At 34.3% G+C, this 18,800-nt stretch carries 24 protein-coding genes; 6 read left to right on the top strand and 18 right to left on the bottom strand.

The window, feature by feature from the left end:
• The first annotated feature begins 20 nt into the window (after window positions 1–20).
• A complete protein-coding gene (locus tag ACQY56_RS11335; RefSeq protein ID WP_428737823.1) occupies window positions 21–755 on the top strand; it encodes a DUF6166 domain-containing protein in 735 nt (244 codons plus the stop codon).
• Between the two features lie 10 nt (window positions 756–765).
• Window positions 766–957, top strand: coding sequence for a hypothetical protein (locus ACQY56_RS11330; protein WP_428737822.1), 192 nt, complete (start codon window positions 766–768; stop codon window positions 955–957).
• Here ACQY56_RS11330 and ACQY56_RS11325 read toward each other — a convergent pair whose 3' ends face one another.
• Window positions 958–1,464, bottom strand: a complete 507-nt coding sequence (locus tag ACQY56_RS11325) for an ankyrin repeat domain-containing protein (protein ID WP_428737821.1) — start codon at window positions 1,462–1,464, stop codon at window positions 958–960.
• A 77-nt stretch (window positions 1,465–1,541) separates the two neighbouring features.
• Here ACQY56_RS11325 and ACQY56_RS11320 point away from each other — a divergent pair, with 77 nt between their 5' ends.
• Together ACQY56_RS11320 and ACQY56_RS11315 are read left to right on the top strand one after the other, a co-directional pair.
• Window positions 1,542–2,741, top strand: a complete 1,200-nt coding sequence (locus tag ACQY56_RS11320) for a tetrahydrodipicolinate N-succinyltransferase N-terminal domain-containing protein (RefSeq protein ID WP_428737820.1) — start codon at window positions 1,542–1,544, stop codon at window positions 2,739–2,741.
• A 63-nt stretch (window positions 2,742–2,804) separates the two neighbouring features.
• The gene (locus tag ACQY56_RS11315; RefSeq protein ID WP_428737819.1) at window positions 2,805–3,113 is read left to right on the top strand and encodes a flagellar basal body rod C-terminal domain-containing protein; all 309 of its coding nucleotides are present in this window, start codon (window positions 2,805–2,807) and stop codon (window positions 3,111–3,113) included.
• Here the strand turns inward: ACQY56_RS11315 and ACQY56_RS11310 are convergent, their stop codons facing one another.
• The 11 genes from ACQY56_RS11310 to ACQY56_RS11260 form a co-directional block, all read right to left on the bottom strand.
• A complete protein-coding gene (locus ACQY56_RS11310; protein WP_428737818.1) occupies window positions 3,114–4,442 on the bottom strand; it encodes an SH3 domain-containing protein in 1,329 nt (442 codons plus the stop codon).
• A gap of 9 nt (window positions 4,443–4,451) precedes the next feature.
• Window positions 4,452–5,108: a LexA family transcriptional regulator gene (locus ACQY56_RS11305; protein ID WP_428737817.1), complete on the bottom strand. Its 657-nt coding sequence runs from the start codon at window positions 5,106–5,108 to the stop codon at window positions 4,452–4,454.
• Window positions 5,109–5,334: 226 nt separating this feature from the next.
• Window positions 5,335–5,466: a hypothetical protein gene (locus ACQY56_RS11300; RefSeq protein ID WP_428737816.1), complete on the bottom strand. Its 132-nt coding sequence runs from the start codon at window positions 5,464–5,466 to the stop codon at window positions 5,335–5,337.
• A 2-nt stretch (window positions 5,467–5,468) separates the two neighbouring features.
• Window positions 5,469–5,939 carry a tRNA (cytidine(34)-2'-O)-methyltransferase gene (locus ACQY56_RS11295; protein ID WP_428737815.1) on the bottom strand — a complete coding sequence of 157 codons (471 nt, stop codon included), beginning with the start codon at window positions 5,937–5,939 and terminating at the stop codon, window positions 5,469–5,471.
• Window positions 5,940–5,947: 8 nt separating this feature from the next.
• The gene (purU, locus tag ACQY56_RS11290) at window positions 5,948–6,781 is read right to left on the bottom strand and encodes a formyltetrahydrofolate deformylase (RefSeq protein ID WP_428737814.1); all 834 of its coding nucleotides are present in this window, start codon (window positions 6,779–6,781) and stop codon (window positions 5,948–5,950) included.
• Window position 6,782: 1 nt separating this feature from the next.
• Window positions 6,783–7,112, bottom strand: coding sequence for a CiaD-like domain-containing protein (locus ACQY56_RS11285; RefSeq protein WP_428737813.1), 330 nt, complete (start codon window positions 7,110–7,112; stop codon window positions 6,783–6,785).
• Entirely contained in the window at window positions 7,103–7,351 is a 249-nt protein-coding gene (locus tag ACQY56_RS11280; protein WP_428737812.1) for a hypothetical protein, read from the bottom strand. Before ACQY56_RS11280 ends, ACQY56_RS11285 begins: the two co-directional genes overlap by 10 nt.
• 4 nt (window positions 7,352–7,355) lie before the next feature.
• Complete coding sequence (gene leuB, locus ACQY56_RS11275; RefSeq protein WP_428737811.1) at window positions 7,356–8,423, bottom strand: 3-isopropylmalate dehydrogenase; 1,068 nt, start codon at window positions 8,421–8,423, stop codon at window positions 7,356–7,358.
• Complete coding sequence (locus ACQY56_RS11270; RefSeq protein ID WP_428737810.1) at window positions 8,423–8,929, bottom strand: 3-isopropylmalate dehydratase small subunit; 507 nt, start codon at window positions 8,927–8,929, stop codon at window positions 8,423–8,425. The genes leuB and ACQY56_RS11270 overlap by 1 nt, the downstream gene beginning before the upstream one ends.
• Before the next feature lie 149 nt (window positions 8,930–9,078).
• Window positions 9,079–9,867, bottom strand: a complete 789-nt coding sequence (gene flgG / locus ACQY56_RS11265; RefSeq protein WP_428737809.1) for a flagellar basal-body rod protein FlgG — start codon at window positions 9,865–9,867, stop codon at window positions 9,079–9,081.
• 23 nt (window positions 9,868–9,890) lie between these two features.
• Window positions 9,891–10,712: a flagellar hook-basal body protein gene (locus ACQY56_RS11260; RefSeq protein WP_428737808.1), complete on the bottom strand. Its 822-nt coding sequence runs from the start codon at window positions 10,710–10,712 to the stop codon at window positions 9,891–9,893.
• Between the two features lie 163 nt (window positions 10,713–10,875).
• Here ACQY56_RS11260 and rpoD point away from each other — a divergent pair, with 163 nt between their 5' ends.
• A complete protein-coding gene (gene rpoD / locus ACQY56_RS11255) occupies window positions 10,876–12,753 on the top strand; it encodes an RNA polymerase sigma factor RpoD (protein WP_428737807.1) in 1,878 nt (625 codons plus the stop codon).
• 6 nt (window positions 12,754–12,759) lie between these two features.
• Complete coding sequence (locus ACQY56_RS11250) at window positions 12,760–13,446, top strand: hypothetical protein (RefSeq protein ID WP_428737806.1); 687 nt, start codon at window positions 12,760–12,762, stop codon at window positions 13,444–13,446.
• A 2-nt stretch (window positions 13,447–13,448) separates the two neighbouring features.
• Here the strand turns inward: ACQY56_RS11250 and ACQY56_RS11245 are convergent, their stop codons facing one another.
• From ACQY56_RS11245 to hemL, 6 genes are all read right to left on the bottom strand, one after another.
• Complete coding sequence (locus ACQY56_RS11245; protein WP_428737805.1) at window positions 13,449–15,398, bottom strand: M48 family metalloprotease; 1,950 nt, start codon at window positions 15,396–15,398, stop codon at window positions 13,449–13,451.
• A gap of 3 nt (window positions 15,399–15,401) precedes the next feature.
• Window positions 15,402–15,992, bottom strand: coding sequence for a LemA family protein (locus ACQY56_RS11240; RefSeq protein ID WP_428737804.1), 591 nt, complete (start codon window positions 15,990–15,992; stop codon window positions 15,402–15,404).
• Window positions 15,993–16,114: 122 nt separating this feature from the next.
• Complete coding sequence (locus tag ACQY56_RS11235) at window positions 16,115–16,528, bottom strand: TOBE domain-containing protein (RefSeq protein ID WP_428737803.1); 414 nt, start codon at window positions 16,526–16,528, stop codon at window positions 16,115–16,117.
• A 121-nt stretch (window positions 16,529–16,649) separates the two neighbouring features.
• On the bottom strand, window positions 16,650–17,159 hold the full coding sequence (locus tag ACQY56_RS11230; protein ID WP_428737802.1) for a hypothetical protein: 510 nt from the start codon (window positions 17,157–17,159) through the stop codon (window positions 16,650–16,652).
• On the bottom strand, window positions 17,143–17,472 hold the full coding sequence (locus ACQY56_RS11225) for an AtpZ/AtpI family protein (RefSeq protein ID WP_428737801.1): 330 nt from the start codon (window positions 17,470–17,472) through the stop codon (window positions 17,143–17,145). The genes ACQY56_RS11230 and ACQY56_RS11225 overlap by 17 nt, the downstream gene beginning before the upstream one ends.
• Window positions 17,465–18,757: a glutamate-1-semialdehyde 2,1-aminomutase gene (gene hemL / locus ACQY56_RS11220; protein WP_428737800.1), complete on the bottom strand. Its 1,293-nt coding sequence runs from the start codon at window positions 18,755–18,757 to the stop codon at window positions 17,465–17,467. The genes ACQY56_RS11225 and hemL overlap by 8 nt, the downstream gene beginning before the upstream one ends.
• Window positions 18,758–18,800 lie beyond the last annotated feature (43 nt).

Here is an 18,800-nt window from a genome sequence, read left to right as displayed (position 1 = left end):
ATTAGTCAAGGAAATTTATCATGTTAGTTTGGTTATTGGTACTTTTTTTGCTTTTTGCTTTTGCATATATTGTTTACAGAGTTGTTTTTTTATCTGATGATGTAGAAGTTAAAAATGACTCTGGGCACAATTACACTTTTAAAATATTAGAGAATTATATGGCAATAGTAATGAACAATCACGTTTTTAAAGGGCATAGGACACTGCTTGGAAGTAAGTTTGTCACGTATGGTGAGCTTGAACTTCCTACAAGATACGACCTTTATCCAACTTCCGAAAGTGGCTTTGAATGGGGCAATAGTTCAAAAGGTGCAAACCAACTCGCTTTTTCAATTCTTTGTCAACTTTCTAATGAAGAGGTTGCGAAAGAGTGTGTTATATCATTTACAAATGATATTGTAAGGACACTGAACAATAGAGATTGGATACTCAGTGCTTCTGAGGTTTTAAAGTGGATTGAAGCAAATTGTCAATCATTTGTTCGAGAAACGCCATCTACCCCTGCATCTACAATAAAAAAACAATCAAAATCAAAAAGTAATGTTGTAAAAAAAGTATGTAAAGAGCTTGGTATCACGCAAAAACAATTGGCTGAAGTACTCGAAGTTCCAGAGGGAACAGTTTCAAGCTGGGCGGTAAAAAATGAGATTCCTAGACTTGGGAAAAAAGCTATAGAGTTTTATATGCAAAACCAAAAAAACCAAAAAATAGTAGATAGCTATAAACAGTTTATCAATCTATTACAAAATGCCTAAAGGAGTTTAGTTGAAGCCAAAAGATGAAATAATTCGAAGTTTACTTATAGACAAAGACACATGGGAGGAAGCTATGAAGTACTCTCGTATAAGATATAAAATGAGTCTTAGCAAAGTGATCGAATCATTACTCCAAGAGTGGCTAACCAAAGAGCGTAGAAAACCTTTAGACAATGAAAAGCAAGGAAAGTTTTTTGACTAACTACCTTGCGTAGCTAGTATTTTTAGGTGCATTTTCATCGTATTTCAAAACTTTTAAAACAGACTTTTTATTCATCTTTCTTGCGAAATCTGCTGCACTAAAACCTTTTGCATCTGTGGCATTTTGATTTACACCATTTTCTACTAGTATTTTAGCAATCTCTGCTCTTCCATAACATGCAGCGGCCATCAATGGTGTAAAACCACTTTTTCTGCTTGTTTGATTAACATCTCTACCGTGTTCTATTAGGTACTTTACCATCTCACGATTATCATAGGTAATTGCTATATCAAAAACACTCACACCCTCATTATCAAAATCAAAAATATCAACTCCAGATTCTATTAATAACATCAGAGTATCAAAACTACATCTTGCACGGATAGCACACGCAAGTATACCTTCCCCTGCATCGTTTTCCTCAGAAATATCGCCATCAGTTTTGAGATATTTTTTTATACCAATATAGTCATCATTATTTAAAAGTTCTAGCCATTTATTACTCATAATGACAGTATATATCAAATCTTATTAGTAATTTTTAATTATAATTGCACCAATAAATTAATTAAGCGGGAATTCATATGGAAGTTATAGAAACGACAGATGCTTTTAAAGCATTAATAGAAAACATTAAAAAAGGAACAAAGGGGTATAAAGATCCTTTAGCATTTGGTATTGCTAGAGTTGATTTAGGGCAGTTAAATCCAGATAAATCTCTTCAAGCTACTTATCCAATAATCAACTGGGATGAGAATTTTGGGAGTGCAGCTATTTTTATTCAAGCACTTGCAGATCAAGGTTTAAACGTAGATTTTTCTCAAAGTGAGCAAGTTTTTGACATTAATTTAGACTTTTTACAAGCTTGTTTAAACGCTTTTACACCATATAGTGACGAAGCTTTTGGGGATGCTCATAAAAATATTCAAGTAGTTTCAGCACTTTATAACCAAATGATTAATGATGGATATAAAGATGGTGAGTTTAAAGTATGTTTCATCTTTGAAGATGCTGCACTTCAAAGTGTTGAAGCAAGTTATTTAAAACTTTACGCTATGAGTTTAGCAAAAGTTCCTTTAAGAGGTATCAATTTAAACGGTGCATTTGGTGCACTTCCAAATGTTGCATGGTCTGCTGGGAAACCAATCGAATTAGATTATCTTAGAGAGTTTGAGATTGAATTAAAACTCTCAGGAGAATACCCGCATATCGATTTCGTAGATAAATTCCCAAGATTTTTACAACATATCATTCCAGCCGACAATACTCGTATCTTAGATACTTCAAAAGTACGTTTTGGTGCACAATTAGCAGCAGGTACTACTGTAATGCCAGGTGCTTCATACATCAACTTCAATGCTGGAACTACTGGTGTATCTATGGTTGAAGGACGCATCAGTTCTTCTGCTATCGTTGGAGATGGTTCAGATGTTGGTGGTGGTGCTTCTATTTTAGGAGTGTTAAGTGGAACTGATGGAAATCCAATTAGTGTTGGTAAAAACTGTCTTTTAGGTGCAAACTCTGTATGTGGTATCCCTCTTGGCGATGCTTGTATCATCGATGCTGGTATTGCTATTTTAGAGGGTACTAAAGTTGGTATCTACCCTGAACAACTTGCAAAAATCAATGAAGTAAATACAGGTCTTACACTTGAGGGTGAAGTGTTTAAAGGAAAACAATTAGCAGGTTTAAATGGTCTTCATTTTAGACAAAACTCTCTCACTGGTGAAGTTACTGCATCTCGTTCAACTAGAGAAATTAAACTCAACACTGATCTACACTAATACCTACGTCTAATTTTACTTTTATCTTCTTGGTACTATAATAGTACTAAGAAGGAGTGTATTATGAATATCTCAAATAACATCTCATCAATTCAAACGAGTCAAACACTCTTAAATACAACTGCAAATAATGTTGCAAATGCAAATACTGATGGTTTTGTACCAGATAGTACGATAGCAACAAATAAAGGGAGTGACACTGTTACAGCTGAAACAAGAAAAGCAGAAGATACAGGCGCACAGAAAAGTCAAACAGACCTTTCAAAAGAGATCCCTAATGAGATCGTGGCACAACGTGCAACTGAAGCAAACGTAGTCGCTATTAAAACTCAAGATGATGTAATGGGGACACTTTTAGATATAAAAGCATAACTACTTTACAATTGTATTTATACTCTTCATTTGACTTAACATTGAAGCATCAGGGTCAAACTCTTTTAAATTTTTTCCAACCTCTAAAGTGCTAAAAATTGGTCGTGCGATTAAAAATCTACCTTCAACACCATCTTTTTTTGTTTTAACACCCCAAACATTTTGAAAGATAATTGGTTGATTATTATAATTACCAACATAAAGTGCTATATGCCCTTTTTTATATACAAATGTTTTAAATGGCGTTGCTTTTTCTCTTATCTGCTCTATTTTTTGTTCATTTGAAAACTGTTCTAACATTAAAACATCCCCTACACTACTTTGAACAGATGAGTTACGTGGAAGCCAAAAACCAAAAGGTGTATAAAAGTCTCGAAGTGTTGAAGAACAATCACGTTGTCCATATATTCCACCCCAACCATATTTTCCTTTTTTTAACTCTTCTATCAACTGCACTACATTTTTTGTATTAAATCGTATAATCCCTTTATGTGCTATATTTTTTGAGATTTTTGATCGTAAATACAGAGGTGTATTCTCTTTTGATTTTGAAACACTTAAAACTGTATATGTCTCATCATCTTCATCAATTAATGGTAATACCATTCCCAAACGTGAATCAAATAAATAATTTCCATTTTCATCATAAATAGGCTGTGCATCTTTGAGAAAAAATACCTGCTGTGCTTTTTGCCATAGTTGTGTATATGCTGGTTTGATAAAAACTATATCTTTTGTTTTTACCCAGCCAAAACCAAAACTACACTCAATAAATACCCACTCTTTATCTTTTGAATAATGAGATATCAATATAGGTTTATTTGGAGCTAATGTTGTGTTTTGTAGATAATCAAAGGGATATCCCTCTCCAGCGATTGAAGGGTCTAAAAATATAGGTTTATCTGTTGGGATGGCCCTTACATTGAGAAGTTTTAAAGTGAGTGCTTTTTCATTGATGGTTGCAAATTGCTCCATGTTTGAATTTTCTTTTATCTCTTTAAAAAAATTTTGCTTTATGGGTTGCAATGTATATGTATAGCTTGTATTGTTATCGTAAGTATATGCCCATGTGGCTTTATCTTGATCTATTGAGATTGTATCAATTTGCCAAGGTTTAAAATAGTGTTCTACAAAAGTTTCTATATCACTGATGTATTCATCTGAAAGATTTTTTGCATAAAAGCTAGGTTCTTGAGGAATTATTTTTAACTCTTCTATATTTTCTGGCTGTTTTTTTGTCATTTTGGATGTTTGTTCTGAAATCTGTTGTTGCTTTTGCGAACAAGCACTTAAAAGTACAAGAAAAGTTAAAAGATAAAAGTATCTCAATTATACTCCTTAATCAACATCCCCAAAACGGCTTACTACGCGCCCTATCACTTCTAATTCATGAGGTTCCAATGTTTGTGTGCTATACACAGAATTATCTGAAATTACATCTATTTTACCGTCTATACGTTTTTGGATTCTTTTTATAAAAAGTCCACCTTCTGTACGAATAGTAAAAATTCCTCCACGATTTATATCTGTTTTGGCTCTATTGATAAATACTATATCATTATAGCTAAAAGTTGGTTCCATAGAATCACCACTTACATTAATTGCTTCTATGTTTCTAAGCTCTCTCTCACCACCTAACATAAATACAAACTGCTCAGGGATTTGTAACTCTTCAATCTCTTCAAACTCATTATCACTACCACCACCTGCACTAGCATTGATATCAGTAAAATATCTGATCATGTAGTTATTTGTAGGACCGACTAAGCTCTCTGGTGATTGTCCATATAAAAGCCAGTTTATAGAGATACTTTTACGTGCACAAAAGTCTAAAAGCTCACTAAACGGTATCTTGTTTCTTTTTTTCATAGTTGCAAAATTCATCTGTGAAATCCCGATCGATTCTGCAACATCTTTATCAAAAACTTTTTTTGGAGAGAAATCTGAAGATAATATACTTTTAATCTCTTCAACAATGTCATTAAAACTGTTCATCTTGTCCTCTTTTTGACTTAAATTACCAAAGTATAATCGAATTTTGAAAAAAAATCAATATTTTTATGACAGTTTGTCATATTTTTTAAATTTTATTTATTTAAACTGTAATATTTTTTCAACTTAGAAATAAAAAGGAGTCAAAAATGGCTATCATTATTAAACGAGCAGAAAGTTTTTTTGAGAGATTTGAAAGTAAAATGGAGATATGGGCAGAAAAAATTTTTTAAGAATTTTTCTCTTTCTCTTTTTCTTCTTGTTTTTCTCTTTGTTCAAATTTTGTTTTATGGTACCCACCAAAAATAAATACCATAAAAAGAAAAAATGCTACAAGCATTATAGTGTCAAGTATATTCATCATTATGCCTTTGGAAATGTTTCGTATGTTTGTCTTATTGCATCGTACAGCACAATACCTGTACTTATAGCAAGATTGAGACTTCTTCCATCTTTTGTCATTGGAATAGTTACACATTGAGATTTGTATCTATTTAAAACATTTTCTGGAATACCTGCTGTTTCACTTCCAAAAAATATAAAATCACCATCTTTAAATGTTGCTTCAAAATATGGTCGATTTGTTTTTGTAGTTGCAAAGTGAGCATTGTCAGCAATCTCGTTATTTGCAAAAAAGTCATCTAAACTCTCCCATACATGAAGATCAAGTTTATCCCAATAATCAAGTCCAGCACGTCGAACTGCTTTTTCATCTATGTCAAAACCAATTGGTTTGATGAGATGTAAACTAGCTCCAGCATTTACACACAAACGCCCTATTGCACCTGTATTGTTTGGGATTTGGGGATGTACTAATACTAAATGAAATGCCATTTATACTTCTAAAAGATAACTGTGCGATTTGCATACACAAAAATGCGATCTTCAAGTGCTAGTTTTAATGCACGTGAAAGTACCACTTTTTCCACATCCCTACCGCTTCTTTGCATATCTCTCCAGCTATAAGCATGATCAACATGGATAACATCTTGAGCGATGATTGGACCTTCATCAAGATTGTTATTTACAAAGTGAGCTGTAGCACCAATGATCTTCACACCACGATCATACGCTTGTTTATAAGGATTTGCACCAATAAATGCTGGTAAGAATGAATGATGAATATTTATAATCTTGTCACTAAACTCCTCAACAAATCTAGGAGTTAAAATTCTCATATATTTAGCAAGAACAATATAATCAACATCTTCAAAACTATTGATCGCTTCTATAACCTTTGTTTCATGCTCAGCACGTTCTAATCCCTCGTGAGAGATAGTGATGTAAGGAATATCAAACTTAGATACAAAAGGCTCTAACGTATCATAGTTAGATACTACTGCTAAAATATTTGCCTCTAACTCTCCTGCTTCGTGACGAATTAAGATATCACCGAGTGCATGGAGTTCTTTTGTTGCCATGATAATAATATTTTTCTTTTTAGGCTCTAATATCTTCACACTAGAATTTTTCGGAAGCACATTTAATACATCCTGAGCTAATTGCTCTTTGTTAACATCTCCGTCTACAATACTACGCATAAAAAATTTATTGCTTTCATTGTCAACAAATTCACTATTTGAAACCATATTAAGACCGTGATTTACAAATACGCTTGAAACTTTATATACTAAACCTTTTTCATCATTAGCATCGATCAATACACGATATTTCATCTTATATTTTGTCCTTCTCTAACACTTTTACTCTCTCATCAATTGTTGCTAGAGTATATTCTAAAAAGTTGAGTGTCATATCTATTTTTGCTTCAATATTTGAGTTATTTGGCGCTTGAAACCCTTCAAATAATACTAAAAGTCTTTCTCTAATTGATTTTAGAAAATAGAGTTCATTATCTACACTATTATTATGTGATGCAGTAGCAACAGTAGATGTTGTAGGTTCATTAAATGTTGTATGTGCTTTTTCTTCTTGTTTTGTATCAACAGGTGGAAGTTCCTCTTCCATCTCTGCTAAAGTCGATAATATTACATCTTTTAGTTCCATGCTTTTAACAACCACCTTTCAAACTCTTTAAACTCAACGTCAGTATCCATTTTTATGAAAAACTCTTTCATTTGAGAATTTACTTTTAAAAATTTTTTTCTCACTCCAGACAATCTTCTTATAGCAATTTTCGCTTCAGAGTTTGCAGGATCATTTTTGAGTATATCTTTATATATCTCTAAAGCTTCCTCTTTTAAACCCTGTAATTCATAGATATTTGCTAAAGTGAGTGTCTGCATTTTTTTACTTTACGATATAGTTCGCGATAATTGAACCCATCTCAGAAGTTGAACAAACCTCTTTTGCATCAAACTGAGCAAGATCGCCAGTTCTATACCCTTCACTAAGCGCACGTTTGATTGCAGCATCAATTTTATCTGCGGCTTCGTGCTCGTTTAGTGCATATCTTAACATCATAGATGCTGAAGAGATAGTAGCGATCGGATTTGCAATCCCTTGTCCTGCAATATCTGGAGCTGAACCGTGAATAGGTTCATATACACCGATTTTAGCACCAACAGAAGCTGATGGTAACAGTCCAATAGAACCAGAAAGCATAGAAGCCTCATCACTTAAAATATCTCCAAAGATATTCCCAGTAAGCATAACATCAAATTGTTTTGGATCACGGATAAGTTGCATAGCAGCATTATCAACATACATATGAGAAAGTTCAACCTCTGGATACTCTTTTGCCACTTCTTCTACAGTTTCACGCCAAAGTTGAGAAACATCAAGTACATTTGCTTTGTCAATTGAGCACACTCTTTTATTTCTAGTCATTGCGATTTTAAATGCTTGATGAGCGATACGTACAATCTCAGGTTTTGTATACACCATAGTGTTCCAGCCTTTGTTTTCATCACGCCCTTTAGGCTCACCAAAATAGATACCGCCAATTAACTCACGGACAACCATAAGATCAACACCTTTTACGATTTCAGGCTTTAATGATGAAGCGTTTGCAAGTTCATCATATACTACTGCTGGACGTAAGTTTGCATATACGCCTAGCTCTTTTCTAAAACGTAACAGTCCGCTCTCTGGACGTTTTTCACGAGGTAATGTGTCCCATTTTTCCCCACCAATTGCACCAAAAAGTACAGCATCAGAGTTTAATGCACCATTGATTGTTTCTTGTGGAAGTGGATCACCAGTAATATCATATGCAACTCCTCCCATAAGAAGCTCATCATATGAGAAACTAAAACCGCAACAAGACGCTACAGAGTCTAAAACTTTTACAGCCTCATCTACGATCTCTGGTCCTATTCCATCACCTTTAATTAGTGCTATTTTGTAAGATTTCATTATTTTCCTTCCTCAATCTCTTTTTTTGCAAAACTCATAAGTCCACCAGCATCAATAAGCTCTTGCATAAATGGTGGGATTGGAATGAAATTGTATGTTTTATTTGTTGTTTCGTTTGTGATAGTTCCATTATCCATATCGATAGAGATTTTATCACCTTCATTAATTTCACTCGATTCTTGAAGTTCAAATATAGGAAGACCCATATTAAAAGCATTACGATAAAAAATTCTTGCAAATGTTGGAGCAACAACTGCGGCAACACCAGCAGCTTTAAGTGCTATAGGAGCGTGTTCACGAGAACTTCCACAACCAAAATTTTCATCAGCAACTATTACATCACCAACACTCATTTTGCTTACAAATTCTGGGTCTGCATCTTCCATAACATGTTTTGCAAGTTCTTTTGGGTCTGAAGTATTAAGATAACGTGCTGCGATAATTAAGTCAGTATCGATATCTTTACCAAATCTCCAAACTTTTCCGTTTATGTTTGCTTTTTGCATATACATTCCTACTCTTAGACATACAGTCTATTTATTAAATAATTTCGCGATTATACCCAAATTGAAATTGAAAGTTCTTTAAATTTTTGGATTTATTAAGAGGAAATAGCTTTAATATTAAAAAGTATCAAAGCTATTTTAGGGGATTATTAACGTTTTAAGTTATTTACAGTTTGTAGCATCTCATCACTTGTTGTGATGATTTTTGAGTTTGCATCGTATGCACGTTGCCCTGTAATTAAGTCCGTGAGTTCAACAACAAGTTCAACATTACTTAACTCCACAAAACCTTGACGGATAACACCAAGTCCATTTTGCCCAGGAGTACCATCTACAGGTTGACCTGAAGCATCTGTTTCCATATAAAGGTTATCTCCAACTGAGTGAAGTCCAGCAGGATTGATAAACGCAGTTGTATTGATCTGCCCTATTACTGTTGCTTGTGTTTGTCCAGCTTGTACAACACTTACAGTTCCATCTGTACCAATGCTGATATCTGTCGCATCCTCAGGAATTACGATCTCTGGGATAAGTGTGTATCCATCAGAGTTTACAACTGTACCATTTTGGTCACGTTTAAATGCACCATTTCTACTATAAACCTCTGTACCATCTGGAAGTTGCAGTTTAAAAAAACCATTTCCAGTGATAGAGATATCTAACGGATTATCAGTTTGTTTGAGTGAACCTTCTGTAAATATCTTATTTACCGCTGTTGTACGCACACCAAGACCAACTTCTATACCTGTTGGGCTTTGTGTAGTATCACTTGTTGCAGTTCCAGCATATTCCATCGTATGGTACATAAGATCAGCAAATTCTGCACGAGATTTTTTAAACCCTATAGTATTTACATTGGCAATGTTATTGGCTGTAGTATCGATCTGTAACTGCATCCCCAACATCCCTGTTGCAGCAGTGTGTAATGATTGCATCATTGTTGTTTTCCCCTTATCCTAAATTAAGATTTACTTGCAATTTTTTCAATTGCATCTTTGTTCATATCGTTCATTTGTGTATCCATCGCTTTTTGATACATCCCGATAAGTCTATTTGTCTCTATAAGTTGTGTCATCATTTTTACAGCATTGACATTGCTTTTTTCTATAAAGCCTTGACTAACAGCTCCACTATCTTCTACAACGTCAAATGCATCGCTATTGACTAAACTATAAAGGTTATCACTATCTTTTTTTAGCTCACTTAAATTTTCTGGTTGGATCACTAACAGTTTAGAGTTTTCAACCATTGTAAAGCTATCTGGAACATTTGTATACATTTGTCCATTTTTATCTACTTTGACAACAACATCCTCTTGGTTAAGTGTTATGCCATTATTTGATGTTTTATAGTCTGTGCCAAGTACTTCATAACCTTGTTTGTTTACAAGTTTCCCCTCTTCATTTAATGTAAAAGAGCCATCACGAGTAAAACGAATCCCCTGCGGTGTTTGTACCGCAAAGAAAAGGTTGTCTTTTGAAAGTGCAAAGTCAAGAGTATTAGAAGTTTTTTGTAAATCTCCTACAGAAAAATCTGTAAAACTATCTACTACCTGCGGTGACTTTGTCAGCGTTCTATTTAAAAATGCCGCACCCTCTTTTGTTTGATTTGCATTTGGTAATTCATCACGTGCTTCTTTAAAAATACGCATGAAATCACCAACTACAACATTATCTTCTTTGTAGCCTATAGTGTTTACATTAGCTAAGTTATTTGCGATTGTATCGAGTCTGTTGAACTGTGTAACCATACCAGCAGCAGAACTATAATACCCTGTTTGCATACGCTTTCCTCATAAATAATTGAGTATTTTTTGTTTCATAGCAAAGAGTGTTCCACCTAAAAAACAGCATAAAATTTATGATAAAAAAAGCTTACTTTAAAAAAATTTCGGTATAATCCACCTTTTAAAATCCTTAAACTTAAGATGTGGAGAATACTCCGATATGACGGCAAAAGAACTCAATCAAGCACTAACAACCTTCTTCGAAGAGCATAAATCAAAAGATTGTATAACATATGAATCGATTATAAACTTTTTCGATAAACAACCTACAGCGGCACAAGTAAAAAACATTTATAAACTATTACAAAAATACAATAAATGTATATATACTTCAAGTGAACACGCAAAAAGACTAAACGATAAAGAAGCAGAGGCTCGTAGAGAAGCACAAAGAAAGATGATCGAAGAGAGCGAAAGCGATGAGTTTGACATCTTAAAAGAACATGAACTTCTTGAATGGTCTCGTTCAGATTCACCTGTACGTATGTACTTACGTGAAATGGGGCAAATACCACTTCTTACTAAAGAGGAAGAGATAGATATCTCTAAACAGATAGAAAAAGGTGAAAGTATTATCATCGATGCTATCTGTTCAGTTCCATACCTCATTGAGTTTATTTTAGACTATAAAGAGCCACTCATAAATCGTGAACGTCGTGTAAAAGAGCTATTTAAAAGTTTTGAAGACGATAATGATGATGACAGCGATAACGACAATGATGACGATAACGACAGTGACAACGATAATGATGATGAAAACTCAACAGAAAAAACACTCTCTGCAAAAGATAAAACTCGTGTAGATAAAGTAACAACAAGCTTTAAAGCACTTGAAAAAGCAAAAAAAGAGTGGGTAAAACTTACAGAAAAAACACCTGATGACCTTGATGGAGATATCAACGAAGATATCGTAATGTATCAACTCTCAGTAACTTTCAAAAAAGCTGTGCTAAAAGAAAAACTTTTAGACCTTGGACCAACTTCTAAGCTTATCAATGAACTTGTAAAAGCGATGGAAACTGCACTTAAATCTGATGAGGGGTATGACAAAGAGCTTAAACGTCTTGAGTATAAACTTCCTTTATTTAATGCAACACTTCGTGCAAATCACAAAGTTCTTGTAGATAAAATCCAAGACTTAAATAAAGAAGATATCGTAAATATGGTTCCAGAAGCTACAATGGTTTCTACATATATGGAGATCAAAAAACTTGTTCAGACAAAAGAAGCAAGTAAAAACAGCTTCGATATGGAACCAGAAAAACTCTCGGACATTTTAGAGCAGATCAAACGTGGTAAAAACATCTCTGAAACTGCAAAAACAAAAATGGCTAAGTCTAACTTACGTCTTGTTGTTTCAATTGCAAAACGTTATACAAATAGAGGTTTACCATTCCTTGACCTTATCCAAGAGGGTAACATTGGTCTTATGAAAGCGGTTGATAAGTTTGAATATCAAAAAGGGTATAAATTCTCTACTTATGCAACTTGGTGGATCCGTCAGGCAATTTCACGTGCGATTGCCGATCAAGCACGTACTATTCGTATTCCAATCCATATGATTGAAACGATCAACAGAATTAACAAGATTATGCGTAAACACCTTCAAGAACACGGGAAAGAACCGGATGTTGATACAATCGCAGCAGAAGTTGGTCTTTCGGTTGAAAAAGTTAAAAACGTTATTAAGATCACAAAAGAGCCTATATCTCTTGAAGCTCCAATAGGAAGTGAAGAGGATGGTCGTTTTGGTGACTTCATCGAAGATAAAACATCACTTTCACCTTCTGAAGCGATCCTCAAAGATGATCTTAAAATTCAGATCGAGCAAGTTCTTGAGCAACTTAATGAGCGTGAAAAAGCGGTTATTAAACTTCGTTTCGGAATTATGGACGATGAGAGTGATAGAACTCTTGAAGAGATCGGAAAAGAGCTTAGCGTTACTCGTGAGCGTGTTCGTCAGATCGAATCAAGCGCCATCAAGAAACTAAAACACCCTAAAGTTGGTCGTAGACTCAAAAATTACATCGAAGAGTAAGCATACATGACATTTGAGCAAAGTTGGATCGAATACGATTACAACCCTTTTATACTTTTTAATTCAAGTGGAAAAATCATTTCCTTGAATTCTGAAGCTCAGTTTTTACTAGGTATTGCAAACGCTAGTGAGCTTTTTGATCTTGCACAAACATATGCAAGTATCAGTTTTGGATTTAAAACTACTTTTGTACAGCTAGAGTATGGAAGATATAAGTTTTTTGGTATCACTGTTGGATACGAAGATGAAGAACAAATAGGGATAAAACTCTATCAGTCTCCATCATATAAACTCGATGCAAAAAAACCAGATGGACAACTTACAAACATCTATACCATCATCGATCTTTGTATATCATCTAATTCTATAAACAGTGGTGTTAACTTTACAAAAACGTATGACCCTACTATCCCAGAAGTTATACTAGAATCAAACTCAATCATCAAACTTCTCAACAAAATATACGCATATTTTGCACAAAGTGAAAGTGTAGATACAAAAGTATTTTACAGAGTTGGTGAGCATATCAAGTTTGATGGGAAAAAGTACTCTATCTTCTCTATAGAGATATCAGGCGACACAGTAAACGCAGATAAAGAGGGAGAGATCAAAGTGTTTGCAGAACACTACAACTACTACCTCGATCCAAATAAGTCTAAAATAACTATCAATATACCTATGATTACTTCATAGGTTTATATCTCATCTAATCGCAACAATAAAGGCAATCCAAACGTTGAAGCAATGGCATACAACACTTTAGTGTTTTGCGGAGATATTTTTTCACTTTCAGATAAACACATAACTGCCATAATAAAAATCTTTTTACGCAACATAATTTTTGATTGTTGTATCTTTTCTATAACTTGATCTAAAATCTCATAATGTGACTTGGAAAAGTCCTGATGCACGATAAAATTTAGGTTATTATTGATATCCACTGAGAGTTTTGCTTTGTCAAACAACTCTTTTGCTTTTTCTTTATCTTTTGTATGCGAGAGTGCTAATATACTTAAAAATACCTCTAGTTCTTGTTTTACAGCACCTATTGATCTGTACTTTTCTCTTTTGATTGTATCATTGCCAAAAGCAATATCTAATGGATATAAAATAAGATGTTTGAGACTCCATTCAAATAAAGAAAGCTTTTCATTTGCATATACCCAGTCCAAAAATAGTTCTTTAAAATAGGTATATTGTAACTTTGACATTGATTTTAAAACTGGTAAACATATTTGAATAAGGTGTAGATAATATTCCTCAGGCAAAATATTTAGCTCTATACGTGCTTTTTGTACCTCTTGGTAGAGTGCTTCATGCCTTTTTTCTAATGCACTATGTCGTTGTGCTGGAACTTCATTAACCTGTTTGGATATAAGTGCTAAAATAATCGCTTGAGCACTAAATGGTTCTTTAGTCATAGATAAAAGTGTTGTAGGAATAGCACTTAAAACTTCATGAGCTTTTTTTACATGTACATTACTTGGTTGTCCAATATGCTCAAGTTCCTCAAGAACAGATACAACAGCTAAAGATTCAAGAAGTTCTTTTTTAAAAATATTTTGCTTTTGAAATTGTGTATACTCTTCTTCTGCTACAACATCAAATGAGTTATTATGCGTAATGGGTTTACTAGTAGTGATATATTCTCCATCCCATTGTGGATCAAGCCTTTTTATCCTTTTTTCTAATGCTGGATGCGTTTCAAAGAAAGAAGACTTTACAGCGTTTGAAAAGTAAATATGACTATAAATTCGTGCTTCTTTATTGAATATATACGAATATTTTTTATGCCCACCTATCTTTTTTAAAGCATTTACAAGTCCATCAGTTCTCGTATACTGCATAGCTGAGGCATCCGCTAAATACTCTCTTTGTTTAGATATCAATGATTTTATTAGATTTCCGAAAAATTTTCCTATAGAACCAAAAAATAAAAAACCATACGCCACTAAAAAGATAACAAATGTTGGGGAGTAAGGGCGTATAACATACTTGTGTGCGCTTGTCATCATCTCTAGCATACTGTCTCCAATATGACTAATAACTACAATACCATGTAAAAGACCTGTTGTTTGAATATTTAGACGCATATCTCCATTAAAAACATGACTAAACTCATGCGCTATAACACCTTGTAATTCATCTCGATTTAAAACTCGTAATGCACCACTTGTAATACCGATAACTGCATCATTATATGTCGAACCTGCACAAAACGCATTAATACTACTCTGCTCTAAAATATACACAGGAAGTGCTGGTACCCCAGAAGCTATAGCCATCTCTTCTACTACATTTAAAAGTTGCTTCTCTTCAAAAGTGGATGTCGAAGGTAGTACAATTTTTCCACCCAAAGCTTCAGCAATAATATACCCACCCTTTGAAAGTTCTTTCAATTTAAAAAAACTAATCATTGCAACAAAAGTAACTACTACTATAAAGACTTCAATAAAGTTCTCCCAAGAAAAACTGTTGACATACTCACTCAAACTAGGAAATGGCATATGGGTATTGTAGTTATACCGTACATACATCAAAAAAAAGTTCAATAAAACTACAAGAGAAAGTACTGCTAATAAGAACAAAGCAACCAATACAAATGTATTGCGTTTTGCCTTTTTCTGGGAGTGAAAAAAATTCATTTGTTAAAAGTTAAATTTTGGAGTTTCTTGTATTACATTCTCATCTTCAAACTCTAATAAGACAGCATTTTCTACATGCCCAAAATTAGCAGCTAGAAAATTTTGAGGAAACATCTGTTTGTAAATATTGTATTCCATAACTGCATCATTATATGCTTGTCGTGCAAAAGCAATTCTATTTTCAGTTGTAGCTATCTCTTCATGCAATCTAATCATATTTTCATTTGCTTTTAATTCTGGATACGCTTCTACTACAAAATTTAGTTTTCCAAGACTGCTTGTTAGTTCCTGATTTGCTTGTGCAAGTTCTTCTACAGCACTTACACTTGTTAAATTGTTTTGTACTTTTTGTAATGCTTGTACAGCATTATTTCTTGCATAAACAACTGATTCTAATGTTTCATGCTCATGCTTTAAGTACCCTTTTGCAACTTCAACAAGTGAAGGGATAAGATCATAACGTCGTTTTAATTGCACTTTAATTTGGGAAAATGAATTGAGATACTGATTTTTCAATGTAACAAGACGATTAAAAATCTGCATCAAAAATAATGCAAGTGCGATAACTATTACAAGTAAGATTAATGGACTCATACTATACCTTTTTTAAAAATTCTATATTTTTATAACATAAGAAAACTTAAATAAACTAACTTTTGAAAGTTTCTTTTGTTGATGCAGGATATAAGTTTTTACCAAATAGTATCAATAATTCTTTATAAGGCTAAAATAATTGAACTTGCTTTAATCAGTGCATAAACGGTATCATCTTTAACAAGGTCTAACTCTTTAGCTGCTTCTTCTGTAATAATAGCAGTAATAACTGTACTTCCCATTGAAAGTTTAAGTTCGCTATTTACTACACCTTCAATAATATCATTTACTGTTGTTTCAAAAACATTTCTTGTACTAATTTTTCCTGGCTTATCTTTTGCAACCATCACAAATGATGCTTTAATAATAGCATATACTTCAGAACCTGTTTTCAATCCCATATCTTCAACTGCTTCTTTTGTAATAACTGCTTTTAATGTATTTCCAGCCACATCAAGCACTACTTCGTCATTTACTTTTCCTTCTATAATTGTCTGAACAGTTCCTCGAAGTTGATTACGTGCACTTGTTTTCATTTATAATTCCTTGTGTTAATATATGAAGATTTTAGTCCTATTTTTCTTATAGTTATATTAAGGATGATATAATGCTTAGTACCCATACTTCAGTAAATGAATTGGTCAATAATCTTAAAAATTAAGTAGCTATAACCTCTTTAGAAACTAAAGAAGCAATAACTATCCCAAATGCAAGTGCTGGAAGATAGAAAGCGAGATTGAGTATCTCGTTATTTTTTAGGGCTATAAAACCTAAGATCAAGAAGATGTATGGCACTAGTCTAAAAAGAGAAAATCCCCCTTTTGTTCCGTATTTCATGGAGCTTAGGCTAAATGTTTTGATCTTTGATTTTTCCTCTTTTACGATCGCTTTTAGATCAAGATCTTCTGCTGGGGCTTCATTGATCGGTTCATCGTCGTAGAGTTCATACTTGTCATCGATCTCATCAAGTAGATCGCGTTTCTCTTCGTATTTTCCACTCTCTATATCTTTATTAACCATATTTCTATACGCGAGTGATGATCCGAGAATGATGAAAAAAGAGCTGAAAAAGGCTACTTCTATGTTTATAAACGCCTCTTTTGAGATCAGAAAACTTAGAAGTATAACCCCTTGAGCAATCAGAAAAAGACTAATAGTTTTTCTCACCATAGTCCTCATCGTCATCGTCTTTATCAAAATGAGGCTTCATACGCTCACTTCTCTCATTTGCTAACTCTTGGTACTCTTGGTACTGTTTTGAGTAGACTTTGTAAACGTTCAGTATTGCTGCTGCTACACCGATAAATACACCGATGAACATTGTCCACCCTGCACCTGTCCAACGTTGTAGCAACCATCCTATTCCAACACCCATAAGCACTGCAACTACAATCGAGATCCCTAAAGAGAGATGATCTGCTGCTTCTATGAGAGGTTTAAAACGTGGTTCTTCCTCTGGAGTTTGATTATCATTAGCCATTTGTAATCTCTTTTAGTACTTTAGAAGCTGCTTTGATCGTATCTTCGATCATCTCATCTGTGACAGCAGTTGATATAAACCCTGTTTCATACAGAGAACAAGCAAAGTAGTAACCCTCTGCTAACATTCCAGCATGAAATTTTGCGAAAAGTTCTGCATCTGTTTTAGTAGCATCTGCAAAGTTTTTTACCGGGTTTTCATTGAAGAAAAAGCCAAACATACTTCCGCGAGTGTCTATCTGCATTTTTACGCCACACTCTGCTGCCGCATCTTTCATTCCTTCTACAAGTCTTACAGCTCTAGCGTTTAACACCTCGATCACTCTTGCATTTTGTTTGAGTTTTGTAAGTGCTGCGTATCCAGCTGCCATTGCAACCGGATTTCCGCTTAGTGTTCCTGCTTGATACACAGGACCTTCTGGGCTTAGTTTTGCCATGATTTCAGCTCTTGCACCAAAAGCACCCACAGGCATACCACCACCGATCACTTTTCCAAGTGTTACGATGTCTGGTTTAACACCTGTGATCGACTCTGCACCGTGTAATGTTGCACGAAAGCCTGACATAACTTCATCGAAGATCAGAAGTGTGCCGTTAGCATCACATAACTCTCTTAATTTGTGTAAAAACTCTTTATCAGCTGGAACTAATCCCATATTTCCAGCAATCGGCTCTATGATAACACAAGCGATGTTGTTTGAGTCTGCAAAACATTTTTTTACACTCTCGATGTTGTTGTACTCTGCTAAAAGCGTGTGTTTTGTAAAGTCAGCAGGAACACCTGGAGAACTTGGGCTTCCAAAAGTTGCAGCACCGCTTCCCGCTTCAACTAAAAGTGAATCACTATGTCCATGGTAACAACCAGTAAATTTTACAATGTCATCACGCCCTGTAAAACCACGCGCTAAACGAATAGCAGACATCACAGCTTCCGTACCACTGCTTACAAAACGAACTTTGTCGATCGAATCAAACAGACCAACTACTAATTTAGCAAGTTCAGTCTCAGCCACAGTTGGAGCTCCAAAGCTAAGTCCATGTTTTACAGCCTCTATAACTGCACTCTCAATGCTTTCATCTCTATGACCAAAAATTAACGGCCCCCAACTTTGTACATAGTCCACATATTTGTTTCCGTCTACATCTTTTAAATATGCACCCTCACCCTCTGTAATGAAGATAGGAGTCCCCCCTACACTTTTAAATGCACGCACAGGAGAATTTACACCACCAGGGATGAGTGTTTGTGCTTCTTCAAATGCTTTTTGAGATGTTTGTGTACCCATAAATGTTTGCCTTGTATTATTTTTGTGTAATTATATCGAAGTA

Origin of the sequence: Sulfurimonas sp. (assembly GCF_050296975.1) — a bacterium.
Taxonomy (GTDB): Bacteria; Campylobacterota; Campylobacteria; order Campylobacterales; family Sulfurimonadaceae; genus Sulfurimonas.
Note: the sequence above shows the minus strand (reverse complement) of the source record. Positions and strands in the feature narration are given on the sequence as shown.

What these genes read in the sequence shown, in the direction of transcription:
- ACQY56_RS11335 (WP_428737823.1), top strand. Translation starts at nt 21, where the DNA reads ATGTTAGTTTGGTTATTGGTACTTTTTTTGCTTTTTGCTTTTGCATAT.
- ACQY56_RS11325 (WP_428737821.1), bottom strand. Translation starts at nt 1,464, where the DNA reads ATGAGTAATAAATGGCTAGAACTTTTAAATAATGATGACTATATTGGT.
- ACQY56_RS11320 (WP_428737820.1), top strand. Translation starts at nt 1,542, where the DNA reads ATGGAAGTTATAGAAACGACAGATGCTTTTAAAGCATTAATAGAAAAC.
- ACQY56_RS11315 (WP_428737819.1), top strand. Translation starts at nt 2,805, where the DNA reads ATGAATATCTCAAATAACATCTCATCAATTCAAACGAGTCAAACACTC.
- ACQY56_RS11305 (WP_428737817.1), bottom strand. Translation starts at nt 5,108, where the DNA reads ATGAACAGTTTTAATGACATTGTTGAAGAGATTAAAAGTATATTATCT.
- ACQY56_RS11300 (WP_428737816.1), bottom strand. Translation starts at nt 5,466, where the DNA reads ATGAATATACTTGACACTATAATGCTTGTAGCATTTTTTCTTTTTATG.
- ACQY56_RS11295 (WP_428737815.1), bottom strand. Translation starts at nt 5,939, where the DNA reads ATGGCATTTCATTTAGTATTAGTACATCCCCAAATCCCAAACAATACA.
- purU (WP_428737814.1), bottom strand. Translation starts at nt 6,781, where the DNA reads ATGAAATATCGTGTATTGATCGATGCTAATGATGAAAAAGGTTTAGTA.
- ACQY56_RS11285 (WP_428737813.1), bottom strand. Translation starts at nt 7,112, where the DNA reads ATGGAACTAAAAGATGTAATATTATCGACTTTAGCAGAGATGGAAGAG.
- ACQY56_RS11280 (WP_428737812.1), bottom strand. Translation starts at nt 7,351, where the DNA reads ATGCAGACACTCACTTTAGCAAATATCTATGAATTACAGGGTTTAAAA.
- leuB (WP_428737811.1), bottom strand. Translation starts at nt 8,423, where the DNA reads ATGAAATCTTACAAAATAGCACTAATTAAAGGTGATGGAATAGGACCA.
- ACQY56_RS11270 (WP_428737810.1), bottom strand. Translation starts at nt 8,929, where the DNA reads ATGCAAAAAGCAAACATAAACGGAAAAGTTTGGAGATTTGGTAAAGAT.
- flgG (WP_428737809.1), bottom strand. Translation starts at nt 9,867, where the DNA reads ATGATGCAATCATTACACACTGCTGCAACAGGGATGTTGGGGATGCAG.
- ACQY56_RS11260 (WP_428737808.1), bottom strand. Translation starts at nt 10,712, where the DNA reads ATGCAAACAGGGTATTATAGTTCTGCTGCTGGTATGGTTACACAGTTC.
- rpoD (WP_428737807.1), top strand. Translation starts at nt 10,876, where the DNA reads ATGACGGCAAAAGAACTCAATCAAGCACTAACAACCTTCTTCGAAGAG.
- ACQY56_RS11250 (WP_428737806.1), top strand. Translation starts at nt 12,760, where the DNA reads ATGACATTTGAGCAAAGTTGGATCGAATACGATTACAACCCTTTTATA.
- ACQY56_RS11245 (WP_428737805.1), bottom strand. Translation starts at nt 15,398, where the DNA reads ATGAATTTTTTTCACTCCCAGAAAAAGGCAAAACGCAATACATTTGTA.
- ACQY56_RS11240 (WP_428737804.1), bottom strand. Translation starts at nt 15,992, where the DNA reads ATGAGTCCATTAATCTTACTTGTAATAGTTATCGCACTTGCATTATTT.
- ACQY56_RS11235 (WP_428737803.1), bottom strand. Translation starts at nt 16,528, where the DNA reads ATGAAAACAAGTGCACGTAATCAACTTCGAGGAACTGTTCAGACAATT.
- ACQY56_RS11225 (WP_428737801.1), bottom strand. Translation starts at nt 17,472, where the DNA reads ATGGCTAATGATAATCAAACTCCAGAGGAAGAACCACGTTTTAAACCT.
- hemL (WP_428737800.1), bottom strand. Translation starts at nt 18,757, where the DNA reads ATGGGTACACAAACATCTCAAAAAGCATTTGAAGAAGCACAAACACTC.